Origin of the sequence: Pseudomonas sp. PB101 (assembly GCF_009764265.1) — a bacterium.
Classification (GTDB): Bacteria; Pseudomonadota; Gammaproteobacteria; order Pseudomonadales; family Pseudomonadaceae; genus Aquipseudomonas.
Genome location: NZ_RWIR01000073.1, coordinates 1 through 15,150, shown reverse-complemented (window position 1 = coordinate 15,150; position 15,150 = coordinate 1). Strand labels below are relative to the sequence as shown.

Sequence of the window (15,150 nt, the reverse complement as noted above, 5' to 3'; positions counted from 1 at the left end):
TGTGGCGAGGGGGCAAGCCCCCTCACCACAGTCATTCACATGAAACAGAGGGCGATCAACCCTCCTCAAGCCACCAGCGCAGCGGTTTGCCTTCGGCCGGCCAGAAGCGGATCTGCTCGATCGGGGAGACGTCCCAGCGCTGGACGTTTTCCAGGGCCTGAAGGAAACGCTTTTCCTGTTCCATCAGTGCCGGCGCGCACATTTTGCGGGTGCTGCCGACTTTGCCGAAGGTCAGTTTGTCGCCATCAAGGGTGTACGGCGCGAACCAGTGGTTGCAGCCGCCATTGCCATAGGCCCGGCCATCTTCACCGAGGGTAATGGTCAGGTGGCTGTAGTCCATCAGCGGCCGCTCGCCGATCCACTCCAGAATGTAGCTGCGGTTTGGTTCAAGTTGCACCGGCTCGGCGGCGCAGCCCAGCAGGCTGGCGCCGACCATGGCGGTCAGAGCGAGGCGTTTCATCACGCGGGCTCCTGGCATTTCGGGCACAGGTGTTTCTCGCCGACGGTGGTCCAGCCCAGCTCGGCGATTCGCGCGGAGGCGGCCGGCTTTTCGGCCTTGTTGACCAGCTTGGCATCGACAGCGAACTCGAAGCTCAGCTCTTTGGCGCAGCTGTCACAGTTCACTTGCCAGGTGTGAATCGCCAGTTCGCCGAACACCGGGCCACTGGCCACCGCGACCCATTGGCCAGGCGGGTTGATCAGGTGGCGAACCGTTTCGACGGTCAGGCGCATGGACAAGTCCTTGGCACCCTTGAGGGTCACGACCAGCACGTCGTTGTTGCGAATCGAGCCACCGTTGCCGGTGACCTGATAACGCCCCGGCACCAGGGCGCGGCATTCGGTGAGGGTGTGTTGCGGGTTCATCAGGCTGTAGCGGAAATCGTGTTCGACCATGGGTCCTCCAAATATGCGCGATATGCTATCACGGGCTTGCACACCGCATCGCGCAGGCAGATGACCTTCGATCCGTTTCAGTCTCCCGTCACCAGGTTTTCCGGGGTACCCGCCGCCCAGGCTGAAATGTTGCGCAATGTGATGGTGGCAATCGCGTCCAGCGCTTCGCGGGTCAGGAAGGCCTGGTGCGCGGTGACGATCACGTTGGGAAAGGTCAGCAACCGTGCCAGCACATCGTCTTGCAGCGGCAGGTCGGAGCGGTCCTCGAAGAACAGTTGCGCTTCTTCCTCATACACATCCAGTCCCAGGTAACCCAGGCGGCCGTCTTTCAAGGCGTCGATCAGCGCCGGGGTGTCCACCAGGCCGCCACGCCCGGTATTGATCAGCATCGCGCCCGGTTGCATCTGCGCCAGTGATTGGCGGTTGATAAGGTGCTTGCTCTGCTCGTTGAGCGGGCAGTGCAGGCTGATGATCTGCGATTCGGCCAGCAGTTGCGGCAGGCTCAGGTAACGCGCGCCGAGGGCTTCGACCTGCGGGTTTGGGTAGGGGTCGTAGGCCAGTAGCTTGCAGCCAAAACCGTTCATGATCTTTGCAAAGGTAGCGCCGATCTGCCCGGTGCCGACCACGCCGACGGTCTTGCCCACCAGGTCGAAACCGGTCAGCCCCTGCAGCCTGAAGTCACCTTCGCGAGTGCGGTTGTAGGCACGGGTCAAGCGGCGGTTGAGTGCGAGGATCAGCGCTACCGCATGTTCGGCCACGGCGTGGGGCGAGTAGGCCGGGACGCGCACGATGGCCAGGCCCAGACGCTTTGCCGTCGGCAGGTCGACGTGGTTGTAACCGGCCGAGCGGAGGGCGATCAGGCGTGTGCCGCCAGCGGCCAGGCGTTCGAGCACCGCCGCGCCGAGGTCATCATTGATGAACGCGCAGACCGCTTCATGGCCTTGGGCGAGCGCCACGGTGTCGAGGCTCAGGCGCGCAGGCTGAAATTGCAGCTCGATACCGGCCGGTTGTTCGGCAGCGAGAAAACTGTCGCGGTCGTAGTTCTGGCTGCTGAAAAAAATCGTACGCATGATGTCCTCTCTATCCCAATTCTGTAGGAGCCGGCTTGCCGGCGATCGCAGCCTCAAGGGCTACGTGGATTTTGCGGCCGTCATCGCCGGCAAGCCGGCTCCTACAGTGTTTGCGCTGCATCAAGCATTCATGCGCGCCTGGGCCGCCAGACGATTGATCGCCCGGTCGAGTTCATCGAGCGCCATGCTGGCTTTCGGGTCCTGTTGCTTGAGCAGGGTTTCGCTGCGTTGGCAGGCCGCGCGCAATTGCGGTACGCCGCAGTAACGCGTCGCGCCGTGCAGGCGATGGACCCGTTCGATCAGGGCGTTGTGGTCATTGCTTTGCTGGGCGAGGCGAATGGCTTCGCGGTCGGCCTCCAGGGAGGCGAGCAGCATGGCCAGCATGTCCGCCGCCAGATCCGCCTTGCCGGCGGCCAGGCGCAATCCTTCCTCGTGGTCGAGCACCAGCAGTTCATGGGCGCCGCCATGCCCGTCGCCGGAGCGCTCCGGGCTGTGATTGCGCAGTGCCAGGCCGCTCCACTTCAGCACCACCTGCGCCAATTGCCGTTCGCTGATCGGTTTGGTCAGGTAGTCGTCCATGCCGCTTTGCAGCAGCGCGCGTTTTTCGTTGGCCATGGCGTGGGCGGTGAGGGCCACGATCGGCAGCGGCGTGCAATGCCGTTCGCTTTCCCACTGGCGGATCGCCTCGGTGCTCTGGCGTCCGTCCATGCCGGGCATCTGCACGTCCATCAAGACCAGATCGAATGCCTCGTTCTGCACTGCCTTGACGGCGGCATAACCGCTTTCCACGGCGAGCACCTTGGCGCCCATGTCTTCGAGCAGGGTCTGCACCAGCATCAGGTTGGCTGGATTGTCATCGACGCACAGGACCTTCGGGGCCCGGCTGGACAGCGGCTCGCCCGGTTCATTGCGCATCGGGCGCGGGCTGACCAGGTCAGACAGGGAGCGGCGCAACTTGCGCGTGCAGGCCGGTTTCGCCTGGAGCTGGCTGTGGGGGTTGGGCACGGAAAGATGGAACAGTGTCTGTTCCGTGGTCGGGCACAGTACCAGCACTTTGCAGCCAAGATGTTCGAGATCCCATATGTGCTGGTTGAGGCGTTCCGGCGGCATGTCGTTGCTGGTGATGCCGAGCACGGCGAGGTCGATCGCCTGATCGGTCTGGTGGGCGGCGGTGACGCCATTGGTCAGGCTTTCCAGGGTATTGAACGGCGTGGTGCTCAGGCCACAGTCTTCCAGTTGATGCTGCAGCGCCTGTCGCGCCAGCTCGTGGTTTTCCAGCACCGCCACCCGGCGTCCGAGCAAGGGCGCGGCGGGCAAGTCTTCGGCATCGTCGCGGGTTTTCGGCAGGCTCAGGCTGATCCAGAATTCCGAGCCTTCCCCTGGCGTGCTGTCGACGCCGATCTCGCCGCCCATCTGTTCGATCAGGCGCTTGGAAATCACCAGGCCCAGGCCAGTGCCGCCGGGTTGCCGCGACAGCGAGTTGTCGGCCTGGCTGAAGGCCTGGAACAGGGCGCGCACGTCCTGGTTCGACAGCCCGATGCCGGTGTCCTGAATGCTGATGCGCAACTGCACGGTGTCTTCGTGTTCTTCTTCGAGCATGGCGCGGGCGACGATGGTGCCTTCGCGGGTGAACTTGATCGCATTGCTCACCAGGTTCGTCAGGATCTGCTTGAGCCGCAGTGGGTCGCCCACCAGGGACAGCGGCGTGTCGCGGTATACCAGGCTCACCAGTTCCAGCTGCTTGGCGTGGGCGGCGGGGGCGAGGATGGTCAGGGTGTCTTGCAGCAGGTCGCGCAGGTTGAACGGAATATGGTCGAGCACCAGCTTGCCGGCCTCGATTTTCGAGAAGTCGAGAATCTCGTTGATGATGCCCAGCAGGCTGTCGGCGGATTTTTCGATGGTGCCCAGGTAGTCGAGCTGGCGTGGGGTCAGCTCGCTTTTTTGCAACAAGTGAGTGAAACCGAGAATGCCGTTGAGCGGCGTGCGGATTTCATGACTCATGTTGGCGAGGAATTCGGACTTGATCCGGCTCGCCTCCAGGGCTTCCTTGCGCGCCAGGTCCAGCTCGATGTTCTGGATCTCGATGGTTTCCAGGTTCTGGCGCACGTCTTCGGTGGCCTGGTCGATGCTGTGCTGCAATTCTTCCTGGGCGTTTTGCAGGGTGCCGGCCATGCGGTTGATGCCCGACGCCAGCTCGTCCAGCTCCTGGCTGCCGAGAGGCGGCAAGCGGGTTTCCAGGTGACCGTCCTTGAGTTGAGTCACGGCCTGCTTGATCTGGCTCAGCGGCCGATTGATCGTGCGGCCCATGCGCAGGGCCAGCAGTGCCGCACCGATCAGTCCCCCGATGATCAGCATCAGGCTGGCGAACAGGCTGCGGTAACCGCGCAACAGCATGCCGTTATGGGACAGTTCAAGTTCGACCCAGCCCAGCAGGCGGTCGGCTTCTTCGGGAATCACGTCGCCGGCCAGGTTGCGGTGTTTGCCGAACACCGGCAGCAGGTAGCGGGTCGCATCGCTGCCACTGCGGCGCAGCATCTGCGTGCCGGTGCCGGAGGGTGTCTGGTTGAGCATGGTCGGCCCGGCGTGGGCCAGCAGGGTGCGGTCGGGAGCCAGGAAGGTCACGGCCCGTACATCGGTTTGTTCCAGGGCCTGGGTGGCGATGCGCTCGAGCAGTTCGTTGTCCTGGTGGCCCATCGCTGGCGCCGCCAGTGGCGCCAACTGCTCGGCGATCATTTCGCCGCGCTGCATGAGTTGGGTTTGCAGGTCAGTCTGTTGCATCCAGGTAAAATAACCCCCCAGCACCAACGCCATCAGGCTGGTCGGCAACAGGGTCAGCAACAGCACGCGGCCTTTGATTCCCAGTTTCTTGAGCACGCATCTCTCCTGCATCCCGCTATTCATAGAACTGCACATGCATCCGCCATGCACCACTTGCGCAGTGTAGCGATTTGCTCGCGGGCAATCTTCGTATAAATGGTGCTGTCATTCGTCGGCCCGGGCGGCTCTTTGGCGATACGGACAAACCGTGGGTTGCCCCTGGCGAAGCAATCTTGAATAATCGATCAACTGAGAATTATTTGCAGATAGTCATGACTCCCATCGCTGCCGGCCTTCCCCGAATCCTGTCCATCGAAGACGACCCGGTGCTCGGCGCCTATGTTCACGAGCACCTGGACCGCAGCGGCTTCCAGGTGACCTGGTGCCAGAACGGCCAGGAGGGCCTGGACATCGCCCGCCGGCAACCCTTCGACGTGGTGCTGATGGATATTCTGCTGCCGGGCCTGGACGGCCTGGCGGTACTCACCCAATTGCGCCAGAGCCATGCCACCCCGGTGTTGCTGATGTCGGCCCTCGGCGCCGAGGCCGATCGCATCAGTGGCTTTCGCCTGGGGGCCGACGATTACCTGCCAAAGCCCTTCAGCATGGTGGAGTTGCGGGTACGCATCGAAGCCATTCTGCGACGGGTGGCCCTCGACCGTCGGCCCGCACCCCCGGTACCGACCCCTTCGATGGACAACCTGCGCTTCGACGATGAAAGCTTCGAGGTGTTTTATGGCGAGCAGGCTGGCGGCCTGACCCGCAGTGAATATCGTTTGCTGGAGACGCTGCACCGCAGCGCCGACGAAGTATTGAGCAAAGCCTTCCTTTATCAGCAGGTGCTGCAGCGTGGGTACGCAGCCCATGACCGCAGCCTGGACATGCACATCAGCCAGATTCGCCGCAAGCTCAAGGCCATTGGCTACACCGATCGCGAGGTGCGTACGGTATGGGGCAAGGGCTACATCCTGAGCGCCGCCGATGAAATGTAAATTGCCGGGCAGGCATTCGCTGTTCTGGAAACTGGCTTGTCTATTGGTCGCTTTCTGTCTGCTGATGATCTGGTTGAGTTGGTCCTGGGGCCGTTACATGGAGCAGCGCAACCAGTTCCTCTCCGATGAGGCCCGCGGCACCCTGACGCGCTACGCCGCCGAAGCCGAACAGGCCTGGCAGCAGCGCCAGAGCGCCGGCATCGATGACTGGCTGCAAGGCATGCATCAGCGGGAAAAAGGCTGGGTCGGTGTCATAGGCGGTGATTTGCAGTCCTTGAGCAACCAGGCGCTGACCGACAAGGAAGTCGAACGCCTGACTTTTTTGCGCGGCCTCGATTGGCCGATCCACAAGAAAGGCCGGCCCTGGATGCGCATACCCTTTCCCGGCGATCCTTCCGTCGGCAGCCTGGTGATCGAGCTGCCCAAGCGCTTCGTTCCCGGGCATTACCGAGTGTTCTGGCGGGTGATCACCAACGGCGTGATTCCGGGATTGTTCACCCTGCTGCTGTGCGTCGGGTTGTACCGTCTGTTGGTGGTGCCACTCAACCACCTGCGCGCGCAGGCCAATGCCTGGCGTGCCGATCAGCTGAACGTACGGCTATCGAGCCGGACCACCAATCGTTCCGATGAACTGGGTGAGTTGGGCAGGGCGTTCGATCACATGTCCGAGCGCCTGCAAAGTACCGTGGCCTTGCAACAGCAACTGCTGCGCGACTTGTCCCACGAATTGCGTACGCCCTTGAGCCGCCTGCGGGTGGCCAGTGAAAGTGAGCAGGGGCTGGAGTTGTTGCGCGAACGCATCGGTCGTGAGGTCGATGGCATGCAGCGCCTGGTGGAAGACACGTTGCAACTGGCCTGGCTGGACACCGAACGCACCCGGCTGCCCGACGAAGCCATCCAGATCCAGGCGCTGTGGGAAATGCTCACCGAGAATGCCTGCTATGAAAGTGGCTGGCCGGATACCCGGTTGCAATGCACGGTGGACTCATCCTGCTGGGTGCGCGGTCATCTCAATACCCTGGCCCAGGCACTGGAAAACATTCTGCGAAATGCGATTCGTCATTCGCCGGCCGGAGGCATTGTCCAATTAGGCGGACGGCGTGATGGCGATTTCTGGTACCTGTGGCTGGAGGATCAGGGCGGCGGTGTGGCGGAGGCCGATCTGGAACGGATCTTCCTGCCGTTTACCCGTCTTGACGGCTCAAGGCCGGGGGATGGTGGATTCGGGTTGGGACTGAGCATTGCGCGCAATGCGGTGCAGCGTCAGGGTGGACAACTTTGGGCGCAGAACACCGGGACCGGGTTGCGGCTGAATATGCGGTTGTTGGCGGATGATGGTGATGCTCTTGACGACGCCATCGCGGGCAAGCCCGCTCCCACACTGACGGTGTTTCAACCGCAAAATGTGTGATCACCTCAGCCCTCTGTGGGAGCGGGCTTGCCCGCGATGAGGCCGATCCATTCACCACAAAACCAAGCCTTATTCCCATAAACCATAAGCATCACACTTTGCGTGATATGGCCTTGCGAGGTTTGCCGGTATGATAGGCGCCCCCGCAGTCTGGATTGCGAATACGCCATGACCTTGCAGTACCCAACCATCGCCGATTGCGTCGGCAACACTCCGCTGGTCCGTTTGCAGCGCCTGCCCGGCGCCACCAGCAATACCCTATTGCTCAAGCTCGAAGGGAACAACCCGGCGGGTTCGGTCAAGGACCGTCCGGCGCTGTCGATGATCACCCGCGCCGAACTGCGCGGGCAGATCCACGCCGGCGATACGCTGATCGAAGCGACCTCGGGCAACACCGGGATCGCCTTGGCCATGGCCGCTGCGATCAAGGGTTACAAGATGATCCTGATCATGCCGGACAACTCCAGTGCCGAACGCAAGGCGGCCATGACGGCCTATGGCGCCGAGCTGATCCTGGTCAGCCAGGAGCAGGGCATGGAAGGTGCCCGTGACCTCGCGCAGAAGATGGAAGCCGAAGGTCGCGGCAAGGTCCTGGACCAGTTCGCCAACGGTGACAACCCCGAGGCGCACTACACCACCACCGGCCCGGAAATCTGGCGCCAGACCCAGGGCAGCATCACCCATTTCGTCAGCTCCATGGGCACCACCGGGACCATCATGGGCGTTTCGCGCTACTTGAAAGAGCAGAACGAAAACGTCGAGATCATCGGCCTGCAACCGATGGAAGGCTCGGCGATCCCGGGTATCCGCCGCTGGCCTCACGAATACCTGCCGAAAATCTACCAGGCTGACCGCGTGGACCGGATCGTCGACATGGCGCAAAGCGAAGCCGAAGACGTGACCCGTCGCCTGGCCCGCGAAGAAGGCATCTTCTGCGGCGTGTCCTCGGGCGGTGCCGTGGCTGCGATGCTGCGCCTGTCCAAAGAAGTTGAAAACGCGGTGATCGTCGCGATCATCTGCGACCGTGGCGACCGTTACCTGTCGACCGGCATTTTCGACGCGCCCAACTGATGGCCAAACATGAAAGAGGCCTGCGCTTCCAGCCCACCGGCGGCAGCAAGGCCCCGCAAGTCCCGACCGGCAAGAAGCAGCGCCTGACCATCGAGCGCCTGGCCAATGACGGTCGCGGCATCGCGTTTTTCGAAGGCCGCACCTGGTTCGTCATCGGTGCGTTGGCCGGTGAAGAAATCGAAGCGCGCGTCCTCGGTGCCCACGGCAAAGTGGTCGAGGCGCGCACCGAGCGAGTGTTCACGGCCAGCGAATTGCGTCGTCCGGCGCCGTGTGCCCATGCCGGCCGTTGCGGCGGTTGCAGCGTGCAGCATCTGCCTCATGACGAACAGCTTGCCCTGAAACAGCGCATGCTTGCCGAGCAATTGTCCAAGGTTGCCGGTGTCGAGCCTGAAGAATGGGCGGCGCCTTTGAGTGGTCCGGAATTCGGCTACCGTCGCCGTGCCCGCGTCGCCGTGCGCTGGGACATGAAGGCAAAGAAACTCGAAGTAGGATTCCGCGCCGCTGGCAGTCAGGACATTGTTGGTATCAATGAATGTCCGGTGCTGGTACAGCCCTTGCAGCCGATCATGACCCGTTTGCCGGAGATGCTCCGTCGTTTGAGCAAGCCTCAGGCGCTCGGGCACGTGGAATTGTTCAGCGGTTCCTCGCTGGCGGTTTTGCTTCGACACATGGCGCCGTTATCGGAAGCCGACCTGACCATCCTCAAGGATTTCTGCGCGTTCCATGAAGCCCAGTTGTGGCTGCATGGTGAGGGTGAACCGCAGCCGGTCGAAGCAGACCAGGCGTTGGGCTATCGTCTGGAACAGTGGGATCTGGAGCTGGCTTACCGGCCTGGAGATTTCATTCAGGTCAACGCCGGGGTCAACGAAGCGATGGTAGCCCAGGCGCTGGAGTGGTTGAAGCCGACCGCGGATGAGCGCGTTCTCGATCTGTTCTGCGGCCTGGGCAACTTTGCCTTGCCGCTGGCCCAGACCGTTCGCGAAGTCGTTGCGGTCGAAGGCGTACAGGTAATGGTCGAGCGGGCAGCCGCGAACGCCGCTAGCAATAATCTGCATAACGCGAAGTTTTTTCAGGCCGATTTATCCCAGCCTTTGACGGATGCCGAATGGGCCGCCGAAGGCTTTTGTGCGGTACTCTTGGACCCACCGCGTGACGGTGCTTTCGAGGTCGTGCGCAAGCTCAAGACCCTGGGCGCCGAGCGGTTGGTGTATGTGTCATGCAACCCGGCAACTCTGGCGCGCGACACGGTCGAATTGATCAAGCAGGGCTACCGGTTAAAACGTGCCGGGATTCTCGATATGTTTCCTCAAACGGCACATGTCGAGGCCATGGCGTTATTTGAAGCGAGCTAGGATGCTCGTCTGGTCCGACTGGCCCGCCCGTGCAGCCGCGCACCCCAGCCCGACGTGGGCACACGGGCAACGAAGGTCAGCGATTTGACGCATTGAATCTGCGTCGTAGGGAAGGTAAGCAAGATGGTACAGGTGAGAGCACACCAGCCGATCAACACCGACGGCAGTATCAATCTCGAGGCTTGGCTCGATCACGCGGTGAGTGTCGATTTGGCACTGGATCGCGAAGCCTTGAAAGAAGCCTGCGAGTACGCTCGCGAGGCTGAGCAGCAAGCCAATGCTGCACAGAATCTATGGTCGGAAGGGAACTCCACGTTCCGTACCGGCCTTGAGATCGCCGAGATTCTCGCCGATCTCAAGCTCGATCAGGACTCACTGGTCGCCGCGATCCTCTATCGGGGCGTGCGTGAAGCTCAGATCAAGCTGCCGGCCGTCAGCCAGCGCTTCGGCCCGGTGGTGGCCAAGCTCATCGATGGCGTGCTGCGCATGGCCGCGATCAGCGACAGCCTGAGCCCGCGCAAATCCCTGGTGCTGGGCACCCAGGGCCAGGTGGAAAACCTGCGCAAGATGCTGGTGGCCATGGTCGACGACGTTCGCGTCGCCCTGATCAAGCTGGCCGAACGCACCTGCGCGATTCGTGCGGTGAAAACCGCCGACGACGAAAAACGCAACCGCGTGGCCCGTGAAGTCTTCGACATCTATGCGCCACTGGCCCACCGCCTGGGTATCGGTCACATCAAGTGGGAACTGGAGGACTTGTCCTTCCGTTACCTGGAGCCGGACCAGTACAAGCAGATCGCCAAGTTGCTCCACGAGCGGCGGCTGGATCGCGAGCGCTTCATCAGCGAGGTGATGAGCCAGCTGAAAAACGAATTGCAGGCCACCGGCGTCGATGCCGACATCAGCGGCCGGGCCAAACACATCTATTCGATCTGGCGCAAAATGCAGCGCAAGGGTCTGGAGTTCAGCCAGATCTACGACGTGCGTGCCGTGCGTGTGCTGGTGCCGGAAATGCGCGATTGCTATACCGCGCTGGGTATCGTCCACACCCTGTGGCGACACATCCCGAAAGAGTTCGACGACTACATCGCCAACCCCAAGGAAAACGGCTACCGCTCGCTGCACACGGCGGTGATCGGCCCCGAGGGCAAGGTGCTGGAAGTGCAGATCCGCACCCACGCCATGCATGAAGAGGCCGAGCTGGGGGTTTGCGCGCACTGGAAGTACAAAGGCACCGACGTCAAGTCCGGTTCCAATCACTACGAAGAGAAAATCTCCTGGCTGCGCCAGGTGCTCGAGTGGCATGAAGAACTGGGCGACATCGGTGGCCTGGCGGAACAGTTGCGGGTCGATATCGAACCGGACCGGGTCTACATCTTCACCCCGGACGGTCATGCCATCGACTTGCCGAAGGGCGCGACGCCGCTGGACTTCGCCTACCGCGTACACACTGAAATCGGTCACAACTGCCGCGGCGCCAAGATCAACGGGCGCATCGTGCCGCTCAACTACAGCCTGCAAACCGGTGAACAGGTCGAGATCATCACCAGCAAGCACGGCACCCCGAGTCGTGACTGGCTGAACCCGAACCTGGGTTACGTCACCACCTCGCGGGCGCGGGCCAAGATCGTTCACTGGTTCAAGCTGCAGGCCCGTGACCAGAACGTCGCAGCCGGTAAAACCCTGCTCGAGCGCGAGCTCAATCGCCTCGGCCTGCCGGCGGTGGATTTTGACAAGCTGGCCGACAAGGCCAACATGAAAACCGCCGAAGACCTGTTCGCCGCCCTCGGTGCCGGCGATTTGCGCCTGGCGCAACTGGTCAACCTGGCGCAGCAACTGGTCGAGCCGGAGCGCGGCAACGAACAGCTGGAACTGATTCCGCGCAAGGCCACCGGCTACAAACCGGGCAAGCGCGGCGATATCCAGATCCAGGGCGTCGGCAACCTGATGACCCAGATGGCCGGCTGCTGCCAGCCATTGCCGGGCGATGCGATCGTCGGCTACATCACCCAGGGCCGTGGCGTCAGCATTCACCGCCAGGACTGCGCCTCGGTGCTGCAACTGGGCGGGCGCGAGCCCGAGCGGATCATCCAGGTCAGCTGGGGGCCGGTGCCGGTGCTCACCTATCCGGTGGACATCGTCATCCGCGCCTACGACCGTTCCGGTCTGCTGCGTGACGTCTCGCAAGTGCTGCTCAACGAGCGGATCAACGTGCTGGCGGTCAACACCCGCTCGAACAAGGAGGACAACACTGCGCTGATGTCCCTGACCATCGAGATTCCGGGTCTGGATGCACTGGGGCGGTTGCTGGGACGGATATCCCAGTTGCCGAACATCATCGAAACACGGCGTAACCGAACGCCGTAATGGTGACATCGATCCAATGTGGGAGCTGGCTTGCCAGCGATGCAGGCAACTCGGTCTCTCAGGAGTATCGAGGTGATGCCATCGCTGGCAAGCCAGCTCCCACAGGATTTTGTGGTGAGACAGATAAATGATGTACAGCCTTGAAGACTTGCTGCACCTGATGAACCGCCTGCGCGATCCGCAGTACGGTTGCCCGTGGGACATCAAGCAAACCTACGCCACCATCGTCCCCCACACTCTGGAAGAAGCCTACGAAGTCGCCGACGCCATCGAGCGCGGTGACTTCGATCACTTGCAGGGTGAACTCGGCGACTTGTTGTTCCAGGTGGTCTATTACAGCCAGTTGGCCAGGGAAGAGGGGCGTTTCGAGTTCGCCGGCGTGGTCGACAGCATCACCCGCAAGCTCATCCGCCGTCATCCCCACGTATTCCCCACGGGTGAGCTGTACGCACCGCTGGATGTCCCGCGCCTGAGTGAAGAACAGGTCAAGCAGCGCTGGGAAGAGATCAAGGCCGAGGAGCGCGCGGAAAAGTCGTCGGCACCGGAGCAGTTGTCGTTGCTCGATGACGTCCCCGCTGCACTGCCTGCACTGTCGCGCTCGGCAAAATTGCAGAAGCGCGCAGCGCAGGTCGGCTTCGACTGGCCGGACGCCTTGCCGGTGCTGGATAAAGTGCGTGAGGAGCTCGATGAAGTCCTCGAAGCCATGTCGGAAAACGATCCCGAGGCCGTGGCCGACGAGATCGGCGACCTGCTGTTTTCCGTGGTCAATCTGGCGCGGCATCTCAAGGTCGATCCGGAAACCGCACTGCGTGGCGCCAACGGCAAGTTTGAAAGACGCTTTCGTTTTATCGAACAGGCATTGCGCGATACCCGTCGTCCCATGGAAGATTGCACCCTCGAAGAGTTGGACGCCTTGTGGGGCGAAGCCAAACGTCAGGAAAAGAATTTGCCCAGCTGCGGTTGAGCAGTGGCCTAAGTGAGTAATAAGCACCATGAGCATTTCCCTTCGCGACCAGTTGCTCAAAGCAGGGCTGGTCAACCAGAAGCAGGCCAAGCAGGTCAGCAAAGACAAACAGAAACAACAGCGCCTGGCGCACAAAGGCCAGGTCGAACTGGATGACTCCCAGCAGCGTGCGGCACAGGAAGCCATGGCCGAGAAGGTCAAGCGCGACCAGGAACTCAACCGCCAGCAGCAGGAAAAGGCTGAGGCCAAGGCCCGTACCGCCCAGGTCAAGCAATTGATCGAAGCGACGCGCCTGCCCAAGTTGACGACCGAGGACTACTACAACTTTGTCGACGACAAGAAGGTCAAGCGCCTTTCGGTCAATACCCTGATGCGCAACAAGCTCAGCAATGGCTCGCTGGCCATCGTCCATCATGGCGGCGGCTATGAAGTCATCCCCCGTGAAGCCGCGCTGAAGATCCAGGAGCGCGACCCGCAGCGCATCGTGCAGATGAACGTGAAGACCGAAGAGGTCAGCGTCGAAGACGATCCGTACGCGGCGTACCAGATTCCTGATGACCTGATGTGGTAATCGATTTAATGTTCTAGCAGGCTTACATGTTTGCTAGTACTTTTCATGATTTATACATTGAGCCCGAATGATCGTGTCGATACGATCTTTCGGGTTTTCTTTTGCCAAAAATAATCTTTGCTTATAAAGATGTTTGTGGTCTGAGAAAACAAATTTAATAAACTTTAGTTTCCAAGGATGGAATAAATGTTTGTAAGTATCGCTTCGTTACGCCAGCCAACTTTCAAGTCGCAATTTTCACAGCCGCGACCGCACGATCAATCCATTGGCGATTATCTGGACGATGAGCTGGTCGCTCGTGCCGAGCTTGTGCGCCGAAAAATCAAGATCGCCGCAAAAGCCGCTCGCGAGGACCATGGCGCATCCGCTTGTGTGTTCTTTACCCTGCCCGAATTCTTCTGGAACATACCCTGGCACGTGGTTCGCAATGAAGAGGAGCTCCATGAGCTGAACTCTGCCTATCTGGAGAAAGTGCCAGCGTGTGTGGCTTTATTGATGACTGAACTGCCAGTGGAGCGTTATGGCAAGATCGTATTGCTGGCGGGAAGCTGTGCGACACTTATAAAAGTAGGGGAGGGTGAGTCAAGTTATTATGATGTTATTAATTATTTGTTGGCGATAACCAATAAAGATTATGAGGTTGATATTCCATTGATGTCGATGTGGCCAAAGCGTCATGTATCAGGTATCGACTTCGGCAGCCACCAGGGTTCGGATAGGGAGTATTGGTTGTTCAAACTGTCCGAAGGGATCGAGGTGAGGGTGAAGAAGCTCAGCAGTGTGCGGGCAGAGCACAGTTATTTTGGTGGTTATGAAGGAAGGTTCATCAACAGTCTCGTCAATGGCTGCCCTTTTACAATCAACCTGTGCCTGGATTACTACAGTCTGAAAGAAGGCGAGCGCGATACTCAAGTTGAACTGACCGAGGCAAAAATCGATTTCCTGATCGCGTGCGGCATGAGTTTCGATTACGCCAAGCGTCACCCGTCATCGCTGCAGTTTTCGATCCGCAATGACGGAATGGGCGATGGCGAGGTCGAGGTGGTCAGGCTTCAAGCGGGCTGGATTCTTGAAAGTGTCCCTTCGGTGCTGATCGATGACAACCTTCATTTGACGTTGATCGAGGTTGTCTGATTCGGCTTGCAGCCTGCCCGCCAGGAAGAGGGCAGGCTGCACGTGGAGTCAGTCTTCAACCGGTTGCGAGCTCGCGTTTACGCTCGAGCATTTCCAGTTCGGCCCTGTAGTTTTGCGCGTCGGTCTCGGAATGGAACATTCCGACCAGCAGGTCTTGCTGGTGCACGTCCCAGATCCGGATACCGGCGGCTACACCCTCATGGGATTTATGTGAATCGTCGCGTTCAGTTACTTTTACAGTCATCTGCTAGCTCCAATCTCTGTTATCTGCAGCAAGGCATGTGCAGGACTCTGTTATAGAGTTTGGTAGCTTGCTAAGTAAACGCTTCGATTTGGAAACAGACTTTTGCAAAATTGGAGAAAATCCCGCAGCCCGCTAAACACGTGACATTCGGTCGCAGGCCCCTGGGTTTCATGACAAACGTTTCATGTTCAGACACCACCTGTAGGAGCCGGCTTGCTGGCGATGGCGTCCTTGAAAATGCCATCGCCAGCAAGCCGGCTCCT

At 60.6% G+C, this 15,150-nt stretch carries 13 protein-coding genes; 8 read left to right on the top strand and 5 right to left on the bottom strand.

Annotated features, from left to right (window positions below; all coding sequences use genetic code 11):
- Positions 1–55: 55 nt before the first annotated feature.
- The 4 genes from EI969_RS22275 to EI969_RS22260 all read right to left on the bottom strand — a co-directional run bounded on the left by EI969_RS22275 (position 56) and on the right by EI969_RS22260 (position 4,838).
- Complete coding sequence (locus tag EI969_RS22275) at positions 56–460, bottom strand: META domain-containing protein (RefSeq protein WP_160389673.1); 405 nt, start codon at positions 458–460, stop codon at positions 56–58.
- Positions 460–894, bottom strand: a complete 435-nt coding sequence (locus EI969_RS22270) for a hypothetical protein (protein WP_160389672.1) — start codon at positions 892–894, stop codon at positions 460–462. Before EI969_RS22270 ends, EI969_RS22275 begins: the two co-directional genes overlap by 1 nt.
- A gap of 77 nt (positions 895–971) precedes the next feature.
- Positions 972–1,964, bottom strand: coding sequence for a 2-hydroxyacid dehydrogenase (locus EI969_RS22265; RefSeq protein WP_160389671.1), 993 nt, complete (start codon positions 1,962–1,964; stop codon positions 972–974).
- A gap of 120 nt (positions 1,965–2,084) precedes the next feature.
- Positions 2,085–4,838 (bottom strand): response regulator, encoded by a 2,754-nt coding sequence (locus EI969_RS22260; protein WP_160389670.1) that lies wholly within the window; start codon positions 4,836–4,838, stop codon positions 2,085–2,087.
- 215 nt (positions 4,839–5,053) lie between these two features.
- On the opposite strand from EI969_RS22260, the gene EI969_RS22255 reads away from it, so the two are divergent.
- From EI969_RS22255 to EI969_RS22220, 8 genes are all read left to right on the top strand, one after another.
- Complete coding sequence (locus EI969_RS22255; protein WP_160389669.1) at positions 5,054–5,773, top strand: response regulator transcription factor; 720 nt, start codon at positions 5,054–5,056, stop codon at positions 5,771–5,773.
- Positions 5,763–7,184 carry a sensor histidine kinase gene (locus EI969_RS22250; protein WP_160389668.1) on the top strand — a complete coding sequence of 474 codons (1,422 nt, stop codon included), beginning with the start codon at positions 5,763–5,765 and terminating at the stop codon, positions 7,182–7,184. The genes EI969_RS22255 and EI969_RS22250 overlap by 11 nt, the downstream gene beginning before the upstream one ends.
- Positions 7,185–7,352: 168 nt before the next feature.
- Entirely contained in the window at positions 7,353–8,255 is a 903-nt protein-coding gene (gene cysM, locus EI969_RS22245; protein ID WP_160389667.1) for a cysteine synthase CysM, read from the top strand.
- Positions 8,255–9,607 carry a 23S rRNA (uracil(1939)-C(5))-methyltransferase RlmD gene (gene rlmD / locus EI969_RS22240; protein WP_160389666.1) on the top strand — a complete coding sequence of 451 codons (1,353 nt, stop codon included), beginning with the start codon at positions 8,255–8,257 and terminating at the stop codon, positions 9,605–9,607. Before cysM ends, rlmD begins: the two co-directional genes overlap by 1 nt.
- Positions 9,608–9,730: 123 nt before the next feature.
- A complete protein-coding gene (gene relA / locus EI969_RS22235) occupies positions 9,731–11,974 on the top strand; it encodes a GTP diphosphokinase (protein WP_160389665.1) in 2,244 nt (747 codons plus the stop codon).
- A gap of 130 nt (positions 11,975–12,104) precedes the next feature.
- Positions 12,105–12,938 (top strand): nucleoside triphosphate pyrophosphohydrolase, encoded by an 834-nt coding sequence (gene mazG, locus EI969_RS22230; protein ID WP_160389775.1) that lies wholly within the window; start codon positions 12,105–12,107, stop codon positions 12,936–12,938.
- Positions 12,939–12,966: 28 nt separating this feature from the next.
- The gene (locus EI969_RS22225) at positions 12,967–13,509 is read left to right on the top strand and encodes a DUF2058 domain-containing protein (protein WP_160389664.1); all 543 of its coding nucleotides are present in this window, start codon (positions 12,967–12,969) and stop codon (positions 13,507–13,509) included.
- A gap of 186 nt (positions 13,510–13,695) precedes the next feature.
- On the top strand, positions 13,696–14,643 hold the full coding sequence (locus tag EI969_RS22220) for a hypothetical protein (RefSeq protein WP_160389663.1): 948 nt from the start codon (positions 13,696–13,698) through the stop codon (positions 14,641–14,643).
- Positions 14,644–14,698: 55 nt separating this feature from the next.
- Here the strand turns inward: EI969_RS22220 and EI969_RS22215 are convergent, their stop codons facing one another.
- Positions 14,699–14,887, bottom strand: coding sequence for a hypothetical protein (locus EI969_RS22215; RefSeq protein WP_056728002.1), 189 nt, complete (start codon positions 14,885–14,887; stop codon positions 14,699–14,701).
- Between the last annotated feature and the right edge of the window lie 263 nt (positions 14,888–15,150).

Bases quoted from the DNA above. Each gene is read 5' to 3' on its own strand.
- EI969_RS22265 (WP_160389671.1), bottom strand. From the start codon at position 1,964: ATGCGTACGATTTTTTTCAGCAGCCAGAACTACGACCGCGACAGTTTT.
- cysM (WP_160389667.1), top strand. From the start codon at position 7,353: ATGACCTTGCAGTACCCAACCATCGCCGATTGCGTCGGCAACACTCCG.
- EI969_RS22220 (WP_160389663.1), top strand. From the start codon at position 13,696: ATGTTTGTAAGTATCGCTTCGTTACGCCAGCCAACTTTCAAGTCGCAA.
- EI969_RS22250 (WP_160389668.1), top strand. From the start codon at position 5,763: ATGAAATGTAAATTGCCGGGCAGGCATTCGCTGTTCTGGAAACTGGCT.
- relA (WP_160389665.1), top strand. From the start codon at position 9,731: ATGGTACAGGTGAGAGCACACCAGCCGATCAACACCGACGGCAGTATC.
- EI969_RS22275 (WP_160389673.1), bottom strand. From the start codon at position 460: ATGAAACGCCTCGCTCTGACCGCCATGGTCGGCGCCAGCCTGCTGGGC.
- EI969_RS22255 (WP_160389669.1), top strand. From the start codon at position 5,054: ATGACTCCCATCGCTGCCGGCCTTCCCCGAATCCTGTCCATCGAAGAC.
- rlmD (WP_160389666.1), top strand. From the start codon at position 8,255: ATGGCCAAACATGAAAGAGGCCTGCGCTTCCAGCCCACCGGCGGCAGC.
- mazG (WP_160389775.1), top strand. From the start codon at position 12,105: ATGTACAGCCTTGAAGACTTGCTGCACCTGATGAACCGCCTGCGCGAT.
- EI969_RS22270 (WP_160389672.1), bottom strand. From the start codon at position 894: ATGGTCGAACACGATTTCCGCTACAGCCTGATGAACCCGCAACACACC.
- EI969_RS22225 (WP_160389664.1), top strand. From the start codon at position 12,967: ATGAGCATTTCCCTTCGCGACCAGTTGCTCAAAGCAGGGCTGGTCAAC.
- EI969_RS22215 (WP_056728002.1), bottom strand. From the start codon at position 14,887: ATGACTGTAAAAGTAACTGAACGCGACGATTCACATAAATCCCATGAG.